This window comes from Amycolatopsis kentuckyensis (assembly GCF_041679295.1).
Lineage (GTDB): Bacteria > Actinomycetota > Actinomycetes > Mycobacteriales > Pseudonocardiaceae > Amycolatopsis > Amycolatopsis kentuckyensis_A.
In genome coordinates this window covers 175,417-192,585 of record NZ_JBGDMD010000011.1, presented here as the reverse complement: position 1 = coordinate 192,585, position 17,169 = coordinate 175,417, and the positions used below count along the sequence as shown (strand labels likewise).

The window sequence follows — 17,169 nt, the reverse complement described above, 5'->3', positions numbered from 1 at the left end:
GTCAGACCCCGGCCCCGTCCAGCCAGCTGAGGTAGTCGCGCGTGGCCTTTTCCTCGGGCGTCCGGGCCGCCACGCGCGGCGGCGTCTGCGGGCGGGGCCGGGCCGGGCGGGCCGGACGCGGCGGCTGTGGCCTCGGCTGCCGCTTCGGCGCCGGCTCGTCCACGATCTTCTGGAGCAGCTCGGTCTCGTCGGTCGCCGCACCCGTCGGCCGCCGGACCTCGCCGAGCCGGTCGCGACCGTCGGTCAGGGCCTGGCGGCAGATCTCGACGCAGGAGGCGACGGTGCCGATCTCGTCCTGGCGCTGCGGGTAGACGACCGCGCCGGTGTCGCCGGCCGCGATCTGCCGCGCCTCGTCACCGACCCGCCGCAGCGGCCGCACGACGACCAGCAGGTGCCAGGCGAACAGCATCAGCGCGACGACGGCGGTGAGCAGCGCGGCGACCCGCGCGCCCGAGCGCACGGTGTTGTCCGCCACCCCGAGCGAGCCGATCGGCTGCTCGGCGACGACGACCCACTTGAGCGTCGCGGCGTTGCCCTTGTCGGCCAGGCGCTGCGCCGCCACCAGCGCGGACGACGTCGTCTCGCGGGCGTCCTTGCCGGACTGCGCGGCGTCGACGTTCTTGATCAGCGCCGGGTCCGACAGCGGGGAGAACGCGAGGTAGCCCTCGGTGTCGGCGATCGTGCGCTTGCCCTCGTCGACGACGCGGACGCGGCCGCCAGCGGAGCCGAGCAGCTCGGCCATCCGCGGCACGTCGTACTCGCCGACCAGGACGTTCTTCGAATCCGGCAGCGGCGTGAAGGCGTAGACGACCGGGACCCGGCCGCTCGTGTTGTGCTGGCGCAGGCCTTCGCCCTCGGGTAGCTTCCCGGGGTCGCGCAGCGACTCGCGCCCGGCGAGCAGCTGGACGGCGCCTTGCTCGTCGGCGACGTAGACGCTGCGGAACCGGCTCTCGGTGCCGGCCAGCCGGTCGAGCATGCCGCGCAGCTGCCCGGGCTCCTTGCCCTTGCCGAGCCGGGCGACGGACTGCAGGTCGGTGAGGCCTTCGGCGAGGCTGCGGCGCAGCGTGTCGGCCGAGCGCGTGACGCGGACGCCGTGTTCGCTGAGCATGGTCGGCGACACCTCGGCGTGCTGCCGGCCGAGCGTCGCGGCGACCGCGCCGGACCAGCCGAGCAGGGCCAGCGCGACCAGCACGATGACGAGCTGCGCGGACAGGAACGGACGCACCTTCGGTGCGGGTTTGCGGCGGCGCAGCTTGGCGCGGGACCGCTCGAGGGCGGCGGTCACGCGGTTGACCTCGCGGATCCGCGACTGCCGGACCGGCTTGCCGAGCACCCCGGCGGCGACGGCGAGCGCGTCGGTGCGCAGCCGGCGGATCGGCGCGACGACCGTGCGCCGCAGCAGGAAGAAGCCCGTGATGGCCAGCGCGAGCAGCGCGGCGGCGGGGATCAGGCCCGGCCAGCGCACCGGCACGGCCTCCACCGGGAAGCGGCTGAACGTCACGACGGACAGGCCGAGGCTGCCGCCGATGCCCGCGGGGGAGACCGGGGCGTAGGAGGCGACCGGTGCCCGTTCCTTCCCCTTCTCGGCGACGGCGGCCCCGGTGAGGACACCGGACTGCCCGGCCGCGGCCGCCGTGGCGGCACGGGCCAGCAGTTCCTGGGCCGGGGTGTCGGTCGCGGCGACGTCGGAGCCGTGCGTGTACAGCACCGCGCCGTCCGCGGTGACCAGGCGGACCTGCTGCTGGGTGTCCTTGTCGAGTTCGCCGGCGGTGGTGCGCAGGGCGGTCGAGACGATGAGGACCTTGCCCGCCCGCGGGCCGGTGAGCGGCAGCGCGGTCAGCACGAGCGGGGTGTCGCCGGGCCGGGCGACCGGACGGACGGTGAGGTTCGCGACGGCGACCCCGCGCAGCGTCTCGACCGGCACCGGCTCGCCGCGGGTGGCCAGGACCTTCTGCGCGGCCGGGTCGTAGACGACGACCCCGCGCCAGTCTTCGTAGGTCTCACCCAGGCGGGTGAGGAGGGCGGTGTCGTCGGCGGTCTCGAACACTCCCGAGCCGGAAGCGACCTGGAGGTCGCCGGCGGCGGCCGTCGCCGAGGTCGCGACGCTTTGCGCGAGACCGGCGGCGGTGCGCTGCTGGCCGGCGGTCACCTCGTCGGGGACCCGGCCGGCGGCGTCGTTCGCGCGGATGAGGGAAAGCGGACCCGCGGTGGACAGGTACAGCGCGGTGAACGCGGCGATGATCAGCAGCAGGACGAACGTGGTCGCCGAGGCGACCCCGACGCCGCGGGGGAACCCCGCTTCCGGAATCTGCGCGCGCAGCCGCGCGGTGCGAACTTCCTGCTGTTTCAAGAGGGTCTCCCCAGGCCCTTCCAGTCACACGGCCCCGGAGGACCGCCGGCCACCGCGGCCGCTAGCGAAGCACCCACCCGTTCGGGTTACATGAACGTAGCAATGCTGTGTTCGGTGACGTTACAACTGCCCCCATCGGGGGACAAATGGCGGCTAAGGCTAACTAACGGGTGACATCAGTACACTCCGTTTTGTGATGAGCCGACCACGGGTGTTGCTCAGCGTGGCCGGCTTGGCCGTCGCGCTGGCCTTGGTCCTCACCTTGGTGTTGACCCTCGGTGACGACGCACCGCCGAAGCCCGCCCCGGAGGCCGGTTTGGATTCCCTCGTGACCGACTTCACCTCGAAGCTGTCCGCGGACCAGGAGTACCGCTCACCGAAATCCGACGAACGTCGTACGGCGGCGGCCGGGTTCGCGGCGCTCCTGGACCGCCGGGGCACGGCGGACTTCGAAAAGCTCGGGTTCTCGGTGCGCGACGGCGTCGACCCGGCGACCGGGCGGCCGTACACGATCGCCGTCAACGAGCCCGACAGCGAGCGGGCGTGGGGGATGTACGTGATCGACCGGTCGGCCCCGCCGTCGCTGGCGGTCGAGGTGCCGCACCCGGCATTCGACCTCCGGACGGAGCTCTTCGGCGTCGACCTGTTCCGCCGCACGCCGGGCGCGGTGCTGCTGGTGGCGGGCGCGCACCGCAAGGCCGACGACAGCAAGGCCGACGTCGCGCACGAAGAGGACTCGGTGTTCCACGTCGTGGCTTCGGCGTTGGCCGGGCGAGGGCTGGCGCAGGTCCAGTTGCACGGGTTCCACGACGAAAACCTGCCGTCGACGGACGTCGTGCTGTCCTCGGGAGCGTCGGTGGCCGGCGACGCGGCCCGCCGCACGGCGACGCGCCTGACCGCCGACGGGTTCGCGGTGTGCCGGGCCTGGGAAGAGCGCTGCGGAGCGCTCGAGGGCACGAAGAACGTCCAAGGCAAGCTGGCGGCGGCGGACGACACGGTGTTCCTGCACGTGGAGATGAGCCGGACGGTGCGGGAATCGCCCGAACGACGTGCCGGCGTCGTCCGGGCGCTCGTCGAGGCCGAGCTCACCAAGCCCTAGGCGGACCGCTCACCCAGCCGCGGGAACGGCTTCGTCGAGAACAGGACCTCCACCGGGACCTCGAAGAACTCCGCGATCCGCAGCGCCACGAACAAGCTCGGGCTGTACTCGCCGCGTTCCAGGTAGCCGATCGTCTGGTAGTGCACGCCCAGGGCCTCCGCCAGCTGCCGGCGCGAGATCGACCGCTCCGCGCGCAGCATCGCGATGCGGTTGTAGACGACCTCACTCATGGCTACCCCACACGCTGCATGGCCTTCTGCCGCCGCTCGGCCACCGACGAACCCGCCTCCCGCCGCGCCATGCGACGCAGCAGGACCGGGGCCAGCGCGAAGCCGAGCACCGCCCAGGCGAGGAGCACCGCGACCGTCGCCACCGGCCGCCACGACTGGCCGATCTCGACGACGACCGCGCCGTCCGGCAGCAGGGCCGACCGCATCCCGAGGCCGAGCCAGTACATCGGGAACGCCTGCGCGATGCCCTGCACCCACGCCGGCAGCGCGGTGATCGGGTAGAAGATCCCCGAGATCGCACCCATGGCCATGACCGGCAGGGTGATCAGCCCGATCGACCGGGCGCTGTTGGTCAGCGACCCGAGCGCCGCCCCGATCGGCATCGTCGCGGCCATGCCGAGCAGCAGCACACCGAGCAGGTGCAGGTACGACCAGCCGCCGTCCGGCGCCAGCGCGGAGAAGGCGAACAGGCACGGGATCAGGACCGCGGCGATGGACGTGAGCTGGGCGAGCGTCAGCGCTGTCGTCTTCCCGACCAGGTAGCCGAGCATCCCGTTCGGGGTCGACTTGGCGCGCAGCAGCGTGCCGTCCTCGCGGTCGATGGCCAGGTAGCCGGCCGCGCCGGTCAGGCCCTGGAACACGATGCCGGCGCCGAGCACGCCGGGTACGGTCGCCGCGCCGAGCGAGAACGACGTGCCGGGCAGCGTGGCGTTGCGCATGAAGAACAACGTACCGAGGAAGAGCAGCACGAAGACGACCTGCCCGATCACGTCGTCGAGGTTGGTCCACGTCTGCTTGAACTCGATCCAGCCGCGGGCCACCCCGGCCCGCACGGCGACGGCGTTCATCGCGCACCCGCTTCCTGGAGGCCGAGCTCGGTTTCGCCGCCGGCTTCCGCGCGGTGGACCAGCGTCATGTAGGTGTCCTCCAGCGACGCCCGTCGCACCTCGAGGTCCGCGACGGCCTCGCCGTGCTGCTTGAACAGGTCGTAGACGTACTTCGTCGCTTCGGTCGTCAGGTGCACGAAGCGCTGGCCGTCGATCGTCCAGCGGACCTCGGCCTCGCCGGAGATCTGCCGCGACAGCGCGTCGGCCGAGCCGTCGGCGATGATGCGCCCGCCGTTGAGGATGAGGATCCGGTCGGCCAGCTTCTCGGCCTCGTCGAGGTCGTGCGTGGTCAGCAGGATCGTCGTGTCCAGCTCGTCGGACAGCCGGTGCACCAGGTCGTGGAACTCCCGTCGCGCCTCCGGGTCGAAGCCCGCGGTGGGCTCGTCGAGGAACAGCAGCTCGGGCCGCCCGACGATGCCGATCGCGACGTCGAGCCGCCGGCGCTGGCCACCGGAGAGCGTCTTGATCTTCTTGTGCGCGTGCTCGGTGAGCCCGACGGCCGCGATCAGCTCGTCGGCGTCCCACGGCCGCGGGTGCGACGCCGTCGAGTACGGCGCGTAGTAACGGCCGAGGTGCGCGAGCAGCTCGCGGACGCGCCACTTCCCGTGGTCGCGCCACGACTGGAGCACGACCCCCAGCCGCGCCCGCCAGTCCTCACCGCCGTGCGCCGGGTCGGCGCCGAGGACGTCGACCTCGCCCGCCGACCGCATCCGGAACCCCTCGAGGATCTCGATCGTCGTCGTCTTGCCCGCGCCGTTCGGTCCGAGCAGGCACACGACCTCGCCCCGGTACGCCTCGAACCCGACGTCGTGGAGCACGTCGTTCGCGCCGTAGCGCATCCGCAGCCCGCGCACCCGGACCACGGGAACAGCTGGATCTCTCATCTCGCCAACCCCCATCGGACTGATGCGATCGAATGTAGCACACCTACTACATTCGATCAGAGTTCTGCTGTGCCGGGAACTTGACCGGCGGTCACCCGGTTCGCCGGGCATGGGTACCTGGCTGGGGCTGGCTCTTCCGGGCGGCGTCGTGATCCTGCTGGTCATGGCCGCGATCGAGCTGCGCCCGCGCAAGAACGGCTCGCGCTTCAAGGCGCGGCTGTCCGCGACGTACCTCGAGGAGACGACCGCGTTCCTCTACGGCACCAAGCGGCGTGAGCTGGAACACCGGGAAACGATGTCGATGCTCGTCGAGCAGGACGCCGAGGGCGCGCCTCCCCGGCGTGACGTGGACTTGGACGCCGGGACCGCCCGGATCCGGCCGCGTTCGGACCCGCCGGAGCCGGAAAACCGCCAGCTACAGTGACTCCCATGCCGACCCCAGCGCGTGTGCGAGCCGACGCGTGCCCGGGTGTTTTCGCACCCCACGACGCCGCCGACGGCCCGTTGGCGCGGGTCCGGCTGCCCGGTGGTGCGGTTTCCGCGGCGCAGCTGCGCGCGCTGGCCGACTGCGCCGAGGCGTGCGGCGACGGCGACCTCCACCTCACCTCGCGCGGCAACGTCCAGCTGCGCGGCGTCACCCGGCCCGGCCTCGCGGCGCGGCTGACCGACGCGGGTCTGCTGCCTTCGCCGTCGCACGAGCGGGTCCGGAACGTCCTCGCGTCGCCGTTGAGCGGCATCCGCGGCGGGCTCGCCGATGTCCGGGGCCTGGCGCACGACCTCGACGTCCTGCTGTGCGCGACGCCCGAGCTGGCCTCGCTGCCGGGCCGTTTCCTCTTCGCCTTCGACGACGGACGCGGTGACGTCGCGGGCGAAGGCGCCGACGTCTGCTGGCTGGCTCTTGACGCGGACGAAGGGACGTTGCTGCTCGCTGGCGGTGACACCGGACGTCGTGTGGCGCGCGCCGACGCCGTGGCGACGCTCGTCGAGGTCGCGCTGGAGTTCGGCCGGGTGCGCGGATCCGCTTGGCGCGTCGCCGAACTCGACGACCCGGCCTGGCGCGGGACGCCCGTGGCGCGGGCCGAGGTCGAGGTCCCGGCCGGGCTCATCGAGCGGGACGGCGGCCGGGCCGCCGGTGTCGTGCCGCGCTTCGGGCAGTTGACGGCCGACCAGGCCCGCGCCTTGGCGGAGTTCGGCCCCGCGCTGGTCACGCCGTGGAAGTCGCTGGTCCTGCCGGACGTCCCCGCCGACGTCTTCGAGCGGCTGGGCTTCGGTGGCGTCGCCTTGGGGACCACCGCGTGCATCGGCCGGCCGGGCTGCGCGAAGTCCCGCGCCGACGTGCGGGCCGACGCCGTCTTCCGGCCGGGCCTGCGCGCGCACTTCTCGGGCTGCGAACGGCGGTGCGGAAAGCCGTCGCAGTCCCATGTGGACGTTGTCGCCGAAGCGGGGGGCTACCGCATCGACGGCCGCTGGGTGCCGCTCGACGAGATGGAAGGGAAGCTGTGATCGACTACCTGCGGGACGGTGCCGAGATCTACCGGCATTCGTTCGCCACGATCCGCGAAGAGGCGGACCTGGCGATCCTGCCCGACGACGTGGCGGGCCTGGCGGTCCGGATGATCCACGCCTGCGGCATGGTCGATCTGGTCGACGACCTGCGCTACACGCTCGACGTCGTCGAGTCCGGCCGCGCCGCGCTCGAGGCGGGCGCGCCCATCCTGTGCGACGCGCAGATGATCGCCAGCGGCGTCACGCGGCGCCGCCTGCCCGCGGGCAACGAAGTCGTCTGCACGCTGTCGGACCCCAGCGTTCCTTCGCTGGCGGAGCGGATGGGCACCACACGGTCGGCGGCGGCGCTGGAACTGTGGCGCGACAGGCTGCCCGGCTCGGTCGTGGCGATCGGCAACGCGCCGACCGCGCTGTTCCGCCTGCTGGAGATGCTCGACGAAGGCGTCGGCGCGCCCGCGGCGATCATCGGCGTGCCGGTCGGGTTCGTCGGCGCGGTCGAGTCCAAAGTGGAGCTCGCCAAGCAGGCCCCGGCGCCCTACCTGGTGGTGCACGGACGCCGTGGTGGCAGCGCGATGGCCGTCGCCGCGATCAACGCCCTCGCGAGCGCCGAAGAATGACGGGAACCCTGTACGGCGTCGGGCTCGGCCCCGGCGACCCGGAACTGATGACGGTCAAGGCGGCGCGGCTGATCTCCGAGGCTTCGGTGATCGCGTACCACTGCGCTCGCCACGGGCGCAGCATCGCGCGGTCGGTGGCCGAGCCGTACCTGCGCGAAGGGCAGATCGAGGAGAGGCTCGTCTACCCGGTCACGACCGAGACGACCGACCACCCCGGCGGGTACGAAGGCGCGATCGCCGACTTCTACGAGCTGAGCGCGAAGCGGCTCGCCGAGCACCTCGACGCCGGCCGTGACGTCGTCCTGCTCTGCGAAGGCGACCCGTTCTTCTACGGCTCGTACATGTACATGCACGAACGGCTTTCCGGCCGTTTCGACGCGGTCGTCGTGCCCGGGGTGACGTCGGTGAGCGCGGCGTCGGCGGTGCTCGGCCGGCCGTTGGTCCAGCGCGACGAGGTGCTGACGGTGCTGCCGGGCACGCTGCCGGCGCCCGAGCTGGCGCGGCGGCTCGCGGACACCGACGCGGCGGCGGTCCTCAAGCTGGGCCGGACGTTCGGCTCGGTCCGGGAAGCACTGGCAGAGGCCGGGAAGCTGGACGACGCCGTGTACGTCGAGCGCGCGACCTGGGGACAGCAGCGGATCGAACCCCTCGCTTCGGTGGATCCTTCGACTGTTCCGTACTTTTCCCTGGCGTTGCTGCCTTCGCCGGCTTACGCCTCGCGCGTTTCGCCCGCTCCCGCCGCTTCCCCTTCGCCGGCTTCCGTGGGCGAGGTCGTGGTCGTGGGTCTCGGTCCGGCCGGTCCCGAGTGGCTCACTCCGGAAGCCGCGGCGGAACTGGACGCGGCCGAGCACGTCGTCGGGTACGGGCCGTACGTCGCCCGCGTTCCGCAGAAGGCGGGGCAGCAGCGGCACGCGTCCGGGAACCGCGTCGAAGCGGACCGGGCTCGCGAAGCGCTGGTGCTGGCCGCCGGCGGATCCCGGGTGGCCGTCGTGTCCTCGGGCGACCCGGGCGTGTTCGCGATGGCGTCCGCGGTGCTGGAGCAGGTCGCGGCCGGGCACGGCGCGGGAGTGCGGGTCCGGATCGTCCCGGGCGTGACGGCGGCGCAGGCGGCGGCCTCGCGCGTCGGCGCGCCGCTGGGCCACGACTACTGCGTGCTTTCGTTGTCGGATCGCTTGAAGCCGTGGGAGATCATCGAGAAGCGGCTGAATGCGGCGGGCGCGGCGGACTTGGTGCTGGCGCTGTACAACCCGGCGTCGCGGTCCCGGACGACGCAGCTCGCCGACGCCCGGGACGTCCTCCTCCGCCACCGCGCCCCGGCGACCCCGGTGGTGGTCGCGCGGGACGTCGGCGGCCCGGAGGAGGACATCCGGATCACCACGCTCGGGGACCTCGATCCGTCCACAGTGGACATGCGCTGCCTGCTGATCGTGGGCTCGTCGAGGACCCGCGCGGAGAACGGGGTGGTGTGGACCCCGCGCAGCTACTGACGGCCGAGCGGGCCTTGCACCGCCGGGCGGCGCGGGCGGGCGAGGCGGCGTCGGCCGCGGGGGTGCCCGGCCGCTTCCACACGTGGGAGCACGCGGGGTTGCTGGCCGTACTGGCCACTGACCCCGCGCTCGCCTACCTGTCGACGGTGACCGGGGTGACGCCGGAGACGCTGCCCGCGCTCCCGGAGCTGCTGAGTGCACCGGACTGGAACGGCGTTCACCCGGCGGTCGTCGCGCCGGCGGGTCTGCCGGTACCAGGCCTGGTGCCGGCGGGCGAGCGGTTCCTGGCCGTCCGCCACATCGAGCCTGCGCCGTCGCCGCCCCCGAAAGCGGCCGACGAGGAGGTCTTCCTGCGCGTCCTGCTGGCCGGCTTCGAGGCGAGGGGAGCGGTGGCGGCGTTCATGGCGGCGGAACACCGGCTCCCGATCATGCGCCGGTTCCTGCTGGCGGACATCGCGGCCGCGGGCATGACGGTCGACGCGGGGGTCGCGATCCTCGGCGCCGCGTCGACCCTGCCTGCTCACCGCGGCCGAGGCGCCCAGCCGACGTTGCTGCGCCGCCGCCTCGAAGCGGCCGCGGCGGAGGGCTGCACGTTGGCGGTGGCGACGGCCCGCCCCGGCTCACCGAGTGTGGTGAACCTGGAGCGGGCCGGGTTCCGCCTCCACCGCCGTCAGGCTTGGACGAAGCCTTAGCGCGTCGGATCCTTGCCGTTGGGCTGGCTCGGTCCCGGCCCCGGTGACCACCACCCCGGCACGGTCTTCTCCCCGTGCACCACGGTCGGCGCGATGCCCTCCGTGAACGGTTCGATCTGCAGCAGCTGGCCCCACGACTGGCTCGGCTGCCCGATCAGGTAGCTCGGCACCTCGGGTTCCTCGGCCAGCTCCTCCAGCCACCCGATCGGCCCGCCGTTCGTCGACGACGCCCACTGCGCCTCGTCCGCCAGGCCGCCCGCCGTGATGCGGTACTCCGGCACCTGGGAAATCCCGTCGTGGGACGTCACCGGCTGCACGCACGGGTACACGAACGACGCCGGCCAGTCGACGTACACCGGCTTCGAGCCGATCTTGTCCGTCAACGTCGTGAACGTCGGGACGCGCGGGGCCGAGGCCGCGATCCAGCCGTCCTCCGTCAGGTCGTTGTCGACGATGTTGATGCGGACCGCGTTCGTCTCCGCGGGGAGGTCGCGCAGGTTGATGCGCGTGTCGTTCCAGCCGCCCGTGCCCGAGCCCGGCGGGAGCATGAACTGGCTGCGCAGGATCTTGACGCCCTCCGGCGTGTTGACGCCGTAGTCGAGGCTCACCGACGTCGGGCGGCGGGCCGCACCCGCCGTCGCCACCACGATCTGGCCGTCCGCCGGCTTCTCCGTCAACGCGTACCAGTCGCTGCGCAGGCGACCGGCGCGCGTCTCCGGGTCGAGGTAGCTCGACCACATCGGCACGGTCTCCGGGGTGAACCCGTGCGGCGGCTCGGCCAGGGGGTCCTTGTCGTCGACCGGGCGGGTGTGGAAGCCCGTCTGGACGCGGCCGTTGTCCTGGTCCGGGTTCGGCAGCGGGGAGTCGGTCTCCTTCGGCTTCTCCGCGACCGTCCGCTGCTCGGACTGCGGGCGCAGGATGCTCGTCGCCGCGTCGCGCTCGACCATCACGTGGTCGGACAGGTTGCAGCTCTTGCCGAACAGGTGCCCGACGTTCGCCGCGCCCAGGCTGTAGCTGCCGGACTGGTTGTGGATCGCCCACGCCATCGTGACGAACTCGCCCGCCGCCACCAGGCCGCAGACCACCACCAGCGACAGCGACCCGAGCCGCAGCGCACGCAGCCGGCCTTCCTGCGGCTGGGCCGGCAGCCCCGGCCGGTGCGCGCGGACGTTCTCGACGAACGCGTAGATCCCGGCGACCGCGGCCGCGATCAGCAGGATCGTCGACAGCGGGATGCCGCCGATGGACGGCGCCACGTTCGTCCACTGGACGCCGAGGCGCGAGACGAACCAGTAGGTGTTCGGCCCGGTCGCGGCGAGCGCGGCGACCACCAGCAGCGCCGCGAGGAAGGCCGCGCGGTTGCGTTTGGACCGCAGCACCGTCGAACTGGTCGCGAGCGCGGCCAGCGCGGCCATCGACGCCCCGACCGCGGCGAACGCGCCGAAGTGGTGCGTCCACTTCGTCGGCGTCAGAGCCAGCAGCAGGAAGAACAGCGCCGTCGTGCCGATCAGGCGGCGGGCCGGGCCGAGCGACGCGCCCGGGATGCGGCCGCGGCGCAGCAGCACCACCAGGCAGGTGGCCGTGCAGAGCACGACCAGCAGCACCGGGAACCGGCGCGGCGCCGAGCCGTCCGGCAGGCTCTCGAACAGCAGCTGGTAGCGCGCGAGCTCCTGGAACCACGACAGGTTCGGGCCCACCTGCGTCCGGATCCGGGTCGCCTCCTGGACGGTCGCGAACGTCTGGTCGGCGAACACCACGACCAGCACGAGCAGCCCGGCCGCGGCGATGGGGGCGAGCACCGGGATCCAGCCGCTTTCGTTGGCGCGCTGGCGGATCAGCTTGAACAGGGGGCGCGCGGCGACCAGGAACGGCGCCACCGCGATCAGTCCGGTCGGCGTCGCGGCGAGCGTGAACCCGGCCGCGGTCAGGCCGAGGCACATCGGCAGCATCCGGCGCGTCACCAGCGTGCGCTCCACCGCGCAGATCGCCAGCAGCGAGCCGAGCGCGGCCACCGGTTCCGGGCGGACGCCGTTGTTGTAGGGCATCCACCAGATCAGGAACACCGTCGCCGCCGCCCAGCTGGCCGGGCGGCTGGTGCGGATCTGGGTGCCGAGGCGCGGCATCACCTCGCGGCTGATCAGCAGCCAGCTGAGCACGCCGAGCAGGAACGACGGCAGCCGGATCCACGGCGGCACCACGCTGACGTGCGCCATCAGCTCGAAGACGTGGTAGAACCAGCCGAACGGCGCCTCGGCGACCCCGAACCAGCGGTGGTAGTTCGTCAGGAACCCGGTCTGCTCGGTGACCCGGGCCATCGTGAGGATGTAGCCGTCGTCCGAGGTCACCGGCCCGATGAAGACCCACGCGCCGAGCGCGGCGATCACCGTGGCGTCGCGCAGCGTCAGCCGCCACCAGCCGACCGGCGCCCAGCGCGGCGCGCGTCTCGCGGAGCCGGAGTCGCGGCGCCAGACCGCGATCATGCAGCCGATCAGCGACAGCACGGCGACCACGCCGACGCCGATCTTCAGCGCGGTCGGCGACGTCTGGTAGCGCGTGTCCGGCACGACCGAGACGTGCAGGCCGACGATCGGGTCCTTGCTCGAGTTGATCGAGGAGTAGATGCCGACCACGCGGGGCCGGACGTCGCCGTTCGCGTGGAAGATCGGCGTCCCGGCCACGGCCAGGGTCATCTGCGTCGCGTCGACGTCCAGCTCGACGTCGCACTTCTCGGCGGGCAGCGGCTGCTGGGCGATCTGCTGGCCCTGGCTGGAGGCGAACAGCACGCCGTTGTCGATGCGCAGCTGCAGGCCGACGCCCTTGCCGGCGTTCGGGTCGGTGCGGCCGTCCGGCACGGTGGCGAAGAGCAGGCCCGGGCCGTTCGTGCGGGCGTCGACCGAGCGGATGGCCGCGCACGGCAGTTCGGCGCGCAGGTCCTGGGCCCAGTACCCGGTCAAGGGCGCGTTGACGGAGCGGGTGTCGCTGCCGGTCGGCCAGACGACCTCCGCCGTGTCCTGCACCACCGGCAGGAAGGGGAAAGCCAGCGCGCACAAGGCCGAGAGCAACCCCAGCGCTACGGCAATCAGACGCATCGGCGCAACGCTAACGGGTCAGACGTCGGCCTCTGACGCAACCCCCGGGTCACGCGGCGTGAAGCGGCCGTGGTGGAGGGCCTCGGTCAGGGGACGGCGGCTGCGCCAGCCGTGGCGCTCCAGGTCGGGCACGGTTTCCAGCCTGCTGACCGGCCCGACGCAGAGCCACGCGACCGGCCGGATGCCGTCCGGGACGCCGAGCAGCTCGCTCAGGAACGGCTCGCGGTAGAAGCTGACCCAGCCGACGCCGAGGCCTTCGGCGGTCGCGGCGAGCCAGAGGTTCTGGATCGCCAGGCAGACCGAGTACAGGCCGGCGTCGGCGATGGCGTGCCGGCCGAGGACGTCGGGCGCGCCGCGCGCCGGGTCGTAGGTGACGACGACGCCGAGGCTCGATTCGAGGATGCCCTCGATCTTGATGTTCGCGAAGGTGCTCGCGCGGTCGTCGTCGAGCTGCGCGGCGAAGACCTCGCGCTCCTCGTGGACGTGCTTCGCGAACGTCTCGCGCGTCTCGTGGTCGTCGACCAGCACGAAGTCCCACGGCTGGGTGAGCCCGACGCTCGGCGCGGCGTGCGCGGCCTCGAGGATCCGGGTGAGCGTCGCCTCCGGGATCGGCTCGCCGGTGAACTCGCCGCGGACGTCCCGGCGCTTGCGGAGGACTTCGTAGAACTCTTCGATCATCGGTTGCGTACCCATTCGACGGCGTCGGCCACGGTTTCGGCGGTCTCCGTGCGCGGTCTCGGCGGCCGCCGGATCACGAGGACGGGCTTCCCGAGTTCACGGGCCGCCGTCAGCTTCGCTTCGGTCTGCGGACCGCCGGAGTCCTTGGTGACCAGGACGTCGACCTTCGCGAGCAGCTCGCGTTCGGCGGCCACCTCGTACGGTCCGCGGGCGAGGATCAGCTCGTGGTGCCGCGGCAGCGGCGGCTCCGGCGGGTCGACGCAGCGGATCAGGAACCAAAGGTCGTCCAGGTGCGCGAAGGCGGGCAGGCCCTGGCGGCCGCTGGTGAGGAAGACGCGTTTGCCCAGGCCGGGGAGCATTTTCGCGGCGTCTTCGAGGTCGTCCGCCCAGTGCCAGACGTCGTTTTCGCCCGGTTCCCAGCCCGGCCGGGCGAGCCGGAGCAGGGGAGTTCCGGTGCGTTCGGCCGCTTTGGCCGCGTTGGCGCCGATGCGCTCGGCGAAAGGGTGCGTCGCGTCCACGACGGCCTTCACGTCGTTCTCGCGCAGGTAGGCCGCGAGCCCGTCCGGGCCGCCGAAGCCGCCTACGCGCACTTCGCCGACCGGGAGCCGCGGCCGCGCGACGCGTCCGGCCAGCGAAGACACCACCCGGACGTCGCTCTTCGCGAGTTCTTCGGCGAGGTTCCGCGCTTCGCCGGTGCCGCCGAGGATCAGGATCACGGCTTTCCGTATCCGACGGCCTCGCGCCAGCGGTCGAGCGTCCGCATGTTGGCCAGGGTCTCCGCCCAGGTCAGCTCGGGTGCCTGCCGGTCAGCGACGTGCGCGGCGACGTGATCGGCTTCGCGCGCGAAGACGCCCTGCGTCGCCTCGACGTCGATGACCTCCGGTTCGCCGTCGGCCGGCGTGAGGATGATCTGCGAGGTACCGGGCTTGCGCAGCGGGTGGATCCACGCGGGTTGCGGCACGTAGAGCTGACCTTGTGACCCGTAGACGCGGATGCCGTCCTCGCGGGTGAGCCGGATGCCGCAGGAGATCGTCGCGAGGATGTCGCCGGGGAGGCGCAGCAGGCCGGTGGCGTACTCGTCGACGCCTTGCGGGGACAGCTCCGCCATCCCGCTGACCTCGGTGGGCTCGACGACGTCCTGGCCGGTCGCGGCCTGGGCGACCAGCCGGGCCAGCGACGTGCAGTAGCAGCCGACGTCGAGGATCCCGCCGCCGCCGAGCGCGGGGTCGGACAGGCGCGCGGTCTCCTCCGGGTTGCTGTCGAAGGAGAAGGTCGTGTCGACCGCGCGCACCTCGCCGATCGCGCCGCTCGCGATGAGCTCGACCAGCCGCCGCGTCTGCGGGTGCAGCCGGTACATGAACGCCTCCATGAGGAAGACGTCGTTTTCGCGCGCGGCGGCGATGACCTCTTCGGCGTCGGCGGCGGTGAGCGTCAGGGGCTTCTCGCACAGCACGTGCTTGCCCGCTTCGGCCGCGGCGATGGCCCACTGCTTGTGCAGCGCGTGCGGCGTCGAGACGTACACGGCGTCGACGTCCGGGTCGGCGAGGAGGTCTTCGTAGCTGCCGTAGGCCTTCGGGATCTCGAAGCGGGTGGCGAACTCGCGGGCGCGGCCGCCGTCGCGGGCCCCGACGGCGGTGAGCGTGCCGTGCTTGCTTTCGTCGACGCCCGCGGCGAAGTGGGCGGCGATGGTCCCGGCGGCCAGCAGGCCCCAACGCAGTTCGGTCACAACGACTCCGGTTGGTTCGCCCGGTCGCGGGCACTGGAATAGAGGAAGCTGTCGGGGAAGTTCGCGGCGGCGAGCACCCGGCCGACGAAGATCGTGGCGGCGCGGGTCATCCCGGCTTCCCGCACGAGTTTCGGCAGTTCGCCGAGCACCCCGCGCACGACGGTCTCGCCGGGTTGCGTAGCGAGCGCGACGACGGCGACGGGACAGTCGGCGCCGTAGTGCGGAGCGAGTTCTTCGGCGACGCGCTCGACGTGGTTGACGGCGAGGTGCAGCGCGAGGGTGGCCTCGGTGGCGGCGAAGGCGGCGAGGGTTTCCTTCGGCGGCATCTTGGTCGACCGCGCCTGCACGCGCGTGATCACCAGGCTCTGCCCGACTTCGGGCACGGTGAGCTCCCGCTTCAGCGCGGCCGCGGAGGCGGCGAAGGCAGGTACGCCGGGGACGACGTCGTAGGGCACGTTCCGCGCGTCCAGCCGGCGCATCTGCTCGGCGACGGCACTGTAGAGCGAGGGGTCGCCGGAGGTCAGCCGGACGACTTCGTGACCGGCTTCGTGCGCTTCGACCAGCTTGTCCACGATCTGTTCGAGGCTCAGGTTCGCGGTGTCGACCAGGGTCGTCCCGGACGCGCAGTAGGCGAGCAGGTCGGGTGGCGTCATGCTGCCGGGGTAGAGGCACACCTCGCAGCGGGCGAGCAAGTCGCGCCCACGCACGGTGATGAGGTCCGCGGCACCGGGCCCGGCGCCGACGAAGTGCACGGTCACCGGCTGCTCCACTGGGTCACGACCCGAGCCGGCGTCCACCCGGTGAACCCGCCGAGCGCCCCGGCCCGTTCCACCCCGATCCGCACCAGCTCGCCCCCGTACTGCGCATACGCCCGCGCCAGCACCTGCTCCGCCTCCAACGTCACTCCGTGCGCGACCACCCGCGCCTCCGTCGCCAAACATGCGTCCAGCACGCCCGGCACCGTCACCCCGCCGCCGATGAACACCGCGTCCGGCGCCGGCAGCGCGCTCAGCGCGTCCGGTGCCTCGCCCGTCACCACCTCCAGCTCCGGTACTCCCAGGTCCAGCGCGTTCCGCCCGATCCGCTCCGCCCGGGCGGGGTCGCGCTCGATCGCGATCGCGCGGTTCAGCCCGTGCAGGCGCGACCACTCGATGCCGACGCTGCCCGCCCCCGCGCCGACGTCCCACAGCAGCTCGCCGGGGCTCGGCGCGAGCCGGGCCAGCGCCGACACCCGCAGGTCGCGCTTGGTCAGCTGGCCGTCGTGGGAGTACACGTCGTCCGGAATGCCGATCACGGGCAGCGCCGGACCCGCGCACGCCAGCGCGAACACCGTCAGCGGGCCGGGGTCGCCGGACCAGCCGTCGGAGATGCGCTCGTCGGGCCCGCCCAGGTTCTCCAGCGCGAACAGCTCGCTCTCGGCGTACCCCCGCACGGTCAGCAGGGAGCGCAGCGCCGCCGCGTCGGCCCCCAGGACCAGCACCCGCCGCCCCGGCGCCAGCACCCGGGCGACGCGGGCCGACGACCGGCCGACGAGCGTCACCACCTCGGTCTCCTCGGCGGACCAGCCCAGCCGCGCCCGGGCCAGTGTCACCGACGAGAGCGCGGGCAGCGCCTCGACCTCGTATCCATGTGCCACGAGCGTAGTGCCGACCCCCGACAAAAACGGATCACCGCTGGCCAGGACACAAATCCGCTCGCCTTCGTGCTCGGCGATCAACGCATCGAGCCCAGGCAGCAACGGCGACGGCCACGGCTCGCCCGCGACCTCGGAGGGCAGGTAGGCCAGCTGCCGCGGCGCGCCCAGCACGACGTCGGCGCCGAGCACCAGGGCCTGGGCTTGCTCGGACAGGCCGGACCACCCGTCCGCCCCGATCCCCACCACCGTCAACCGTGATTTTTCGCGCACGATTTCCCACCCTAAGCG

The 17,169-nt window shown here is 72.7% G+C and carries 16 protein-coding genes; 6 read left to right on the top strand and 10 right to left on the bottom strand.

The features are described 5' to 3' along the window. Position 1 precedes the first annotated feature (1 nt). Positions 2-2,350 carry a HAMP domain-containing protein gene (locus ACERZO_RS39225; protein WP_372671074.1) on the bottom strand — a complete coding sequence of 783 codons (2,349 nt, stop codon included), beginning with the start codon at positions 2,348-2,350 and terminating at the stop codon, positions 2-4. 196 nt (positions 2,351-2,546) lie between these two features. Between ACERZO_RS39225 and ACERZO_RS39220 the strand changes: the two genes are divergently transcribed. Then, a complete protein-coding gene (locus tag ACERZO_RS39220) occupies positions 2,547-3,449 on the top strand; it encodes a hypothetical protein (protein WP_372671073.1) in 903 nt (300 codons plus the stop codon). On the opposite strand, the gene ACERZO_RS39215 is transcribed toward ACERZO_RS39220, so the two are convergent. The 3 genes from ACERZO_RS39215 to ACERZO_RS39205 are packed head-to-tail and all read right to left on the bottom strand — an operon-like array spanning position 3,446 to position 5,450. Further along, positions 3,446-3,679 carry a helix-turn-helix transcriptional regulator gene (locus tag ACERZO_RS39215; RefSeq protein ID WP_372671072.1) on the bottom strand — a complete coding sequence of 78 codons (234 nt, stop codon included), beginning with the start codon at positions 3,677-3,679 and terminating at the stop codon, positions 3,446-3,448. The two genes, ACERZO_RS39220 and ACERZO_RS39215, sit on opposite strands and share 4 nt — an antisense overlap. A gap of 2 nt (positions 3,680-3,681) precedes the next feature. Then, a complete protein-coding gene (locus tag ACERZO_RS39210; protein WP_372671071.1) occupies positions 3,682-4,527 on the bottom strand; it encodes an ABC transporter permease in 846 nt (281 codons plus the stop codon). Then, entirely contained in the window at positions 4,524-5,450 is a 927-nt protein-coding gene (locus ACERZO_RS39205) for an ABC transporter ATP-binding protein (protein WP_372671070.1), read from the bottom strand. Before ACERZO_RS39205 ends, ACERZO_RS39210 begins: the two co-directional genes overlap by 4 nt. 109 nt (positions 5,451-5,559) lie before the next feature. Between ACERZO_RS39205 and ACERZO_RS39200 the strand changes: the two genes are divergently transcribed. From ACERZO_RS39200 to ACERZO_RS39180, 5 genes are read left to right on the top strand one after another with little or no spacing between them, the layout of a single operon-like run. Then, positions 5,560-5,874 carry a DUF6191 domain-containing protein gene (locus ACERZO_RS39200; protein WP_372671069.1) on the top strand — a complete coding sequence of 105 codons (315 nt, stop codon included), beginning with the start codon at positions 5,560-5,562 and terminating at the stop codon, positions 5,872-5,874. Between the two features lie 5 nt (positions 5,875-5,879). Next, a complete protein-coding gene (locus tag ACERZO_RS39195) occupies positions 5,880-6,953 on the top strand; it encodes a precorrin-3B synthase (RefSeq protein ID WP_372671068.1) in 1,074 nt (357 codons plus the stop codon). Next, entirely contained in the window at positions 6,950-7,573 is a 624-nt protein-coding gene (locus tag ACERZO_RS39190; protein WP_372671067.1) for a precorrin-8X methylmutase, read from the top strand. The genes ACERZO_RS39195 and ACERZO_RS39190 overlap by 4 nt, the downstream gene beginning before the upstream one ends. Then, positions 7,570-9,060, top strand: a complete 1,491-nt coding sequence (locus ACERZO_RS39185) for a precorrin-2 C(20)-methyltransferase (RefSeq protein ID WP_372671066.1) — start codon at positions 7,570-7,572, stop codon at positions 9,058-9,060. The genes ACERZO_RS39190 and ACERZO_RS39185 overlap by 4 nt, the downstream gene beginning before the upstream one ends. After that, positions 9,039-9,752, top strand: a complete 714-nt coding sequence (locus ACERZO_RS39180) for a hypothetical protein (RefSeq protein ID WP_372671065.1) — start codon at positions 9,039-9,041, stop codon at positions 9,750-9,752. Before ACERZO_RS39185 ends, ACERZO_RS39180 begins: the two co-directional genes overlap by 22 nt. On the opposite strand, the gene ACERZO_RS39175 is transcribed toward ACERZO_RS39180, so the two are convergent. The 6 genes from ACERZO_RS39175 to cbiE are packed head-to-tail and all read right to left on the bottom strand — an operon-like array spanning position 9,749 to position 17,151. Beyond that, a complete protein-coding gene (locus ACERZO_RS39175; RefSeq protein ID WP_372671064.1) occupies positions 9,749-12,841 on the bottom strand; it encodes an arabinosyltransferase domain-containing protein in 3,093 nt (1,030 codons plus the stop codon). The two genes, ACERZO_RS39180 and ACERZO_RS39175, sit on opposite strands and share 4 nt — an antisense overlap. 18 nt (positions 12,842-12,859) lie before the next feature. Next, positions 12,860-13,519 (bottom strand): 5,6-dimethylbenzimidazole synthase, encoded by a 660-nt coding sequence (gene bluB / locus ACERZO_RS39170; protein WP_372671063.1) that lies wholly within the window; start codon positions 13,517-13,519, stop codon positions 12,860-12,862. Then, positions 13,516-14,235: a cobalt-precorrin-6A reductase gene (locus ACERZO_RS39165; protein WP_372671062.1), complete on the bottom strand. Its 720-nt coding sequence runs from the start codon at positions 14,233-14,235 to the stop codon at positions 13,516-13,518. Before ACERZO_RS39165 ends, bluB begins: the two co-directional genes overlap by 4 nt. Further along, positions 14,232-15,245 carry a Gfo/Idh/MocA family protein gene (locus ACERZO_RS39160; protein WP_372671061.1) on the bottom strand — a complete coding sequence of 338 codons (1,014 nt, stop codon included), beginning with the start codon at positions 15,243-15,245 and terminating at the stop codon, positions 14,232-14,234. The genes ACERZO_RS39165 and ACERZO_RS39160 overlap by 4 nt, the downstream gene beginning before the upstream one ends. Beyond that, entirely contained in the window at positions 15,242-16,003 is a 762-nt protein-coding gene (gene cobM / locus ACERZO_RS39155; protein ID WP_372671060.1) for a precorrin-4 C(11)-methyltransferase, read from the bottom strand. The genes ACERZO_RS39160 and cobM overlap by 4 nt, the downstream gene beginning before the upstream one ends. Further along, positions 16,000-17,151 carry a precorrin-6y C5,15-methyltransferase (decarboxylating) subunit CbiE gene (gene cbiE / locus ACERZO_RS39150; RefSeq protein ID WP_372671059.1) on the bottom strand — a complete coding sequence of 384 codons (1,152 nt, stop codon included), beginning with the start codon at positions 17,149-17,151 and terminating at the stop codon, positions 16,000-16,002. Before cbiE ends, cobM begins: the two co-directional genes overlap by 4 nt. Positions 17,152-17,169 lie beyond the last annotated feature (18 nt).

Coding starts and splice junctions, on each gene's coding strand:
- ACERZO_RS39220 (WP_372671073.1), top strand. CDS start 2,547: ATGAGCCGACCACGGGTGTTGCTCAGCGTGGCCGGCTTGGCCGTCGCG.
- ACERZO_RS39215 (WP_372671072.1), bottom strand. CDS start 3,679: ATGAGTGAGGTCGTCTACAACCGCATCGCGATGCTGCGCGCGGAGCGG.
- ACERZO_RS39210 (WP_372671071.1), bottom strand. CDS start 4,527: ATGAACGCCGTCGCCGTGCGGGCCGGGGTGGCCCGCGGCTGGATCGAG.
- ACERZO_RS39205 (WP_372671070.1), bottom strand. CDS start 5,450: ATGAGAGATCCAGCTGTTCCCGTGGTCCGGGTGCGCGGGCTGCGGATG.
- ACERZO_RS39200 (WP_372671069.1), top strand. CDS start 5,560: ATGGGTACCTGGCTGGGGCTGGCTCTTCCGGGCGGCGTCGTGATCCTG.
- ACERZO_RS39195 (WP_372671068.1), top strand. CDS start 5,880: ATGCCGACCCCAGCGCGTGTGCGAGCCGACGCGTGCCCGGGTGTTTTC.
- ACERZO_RS39185 (WP_372671066.1), top strand. CDS start 7,570: ATGACGGGAACCCTGTACGGCGTCGGGCTCGGCCCCGGCGACCCGGAA.
- ACERZO_RS39175 (WP_372671064.1), bottom strand. CDS start 12,841: ATGCGTCTGATTGCCGTAGCGCTGGGGTTGCTCTCGGCCTTGTGCGCG.
- bluB (WP_372671063.1), bottom strand. CDS start 13,519: ATGATCGAAGAGTTCTACGAAGTCCTCCGCAAGCGCCGGGACGTCCGC.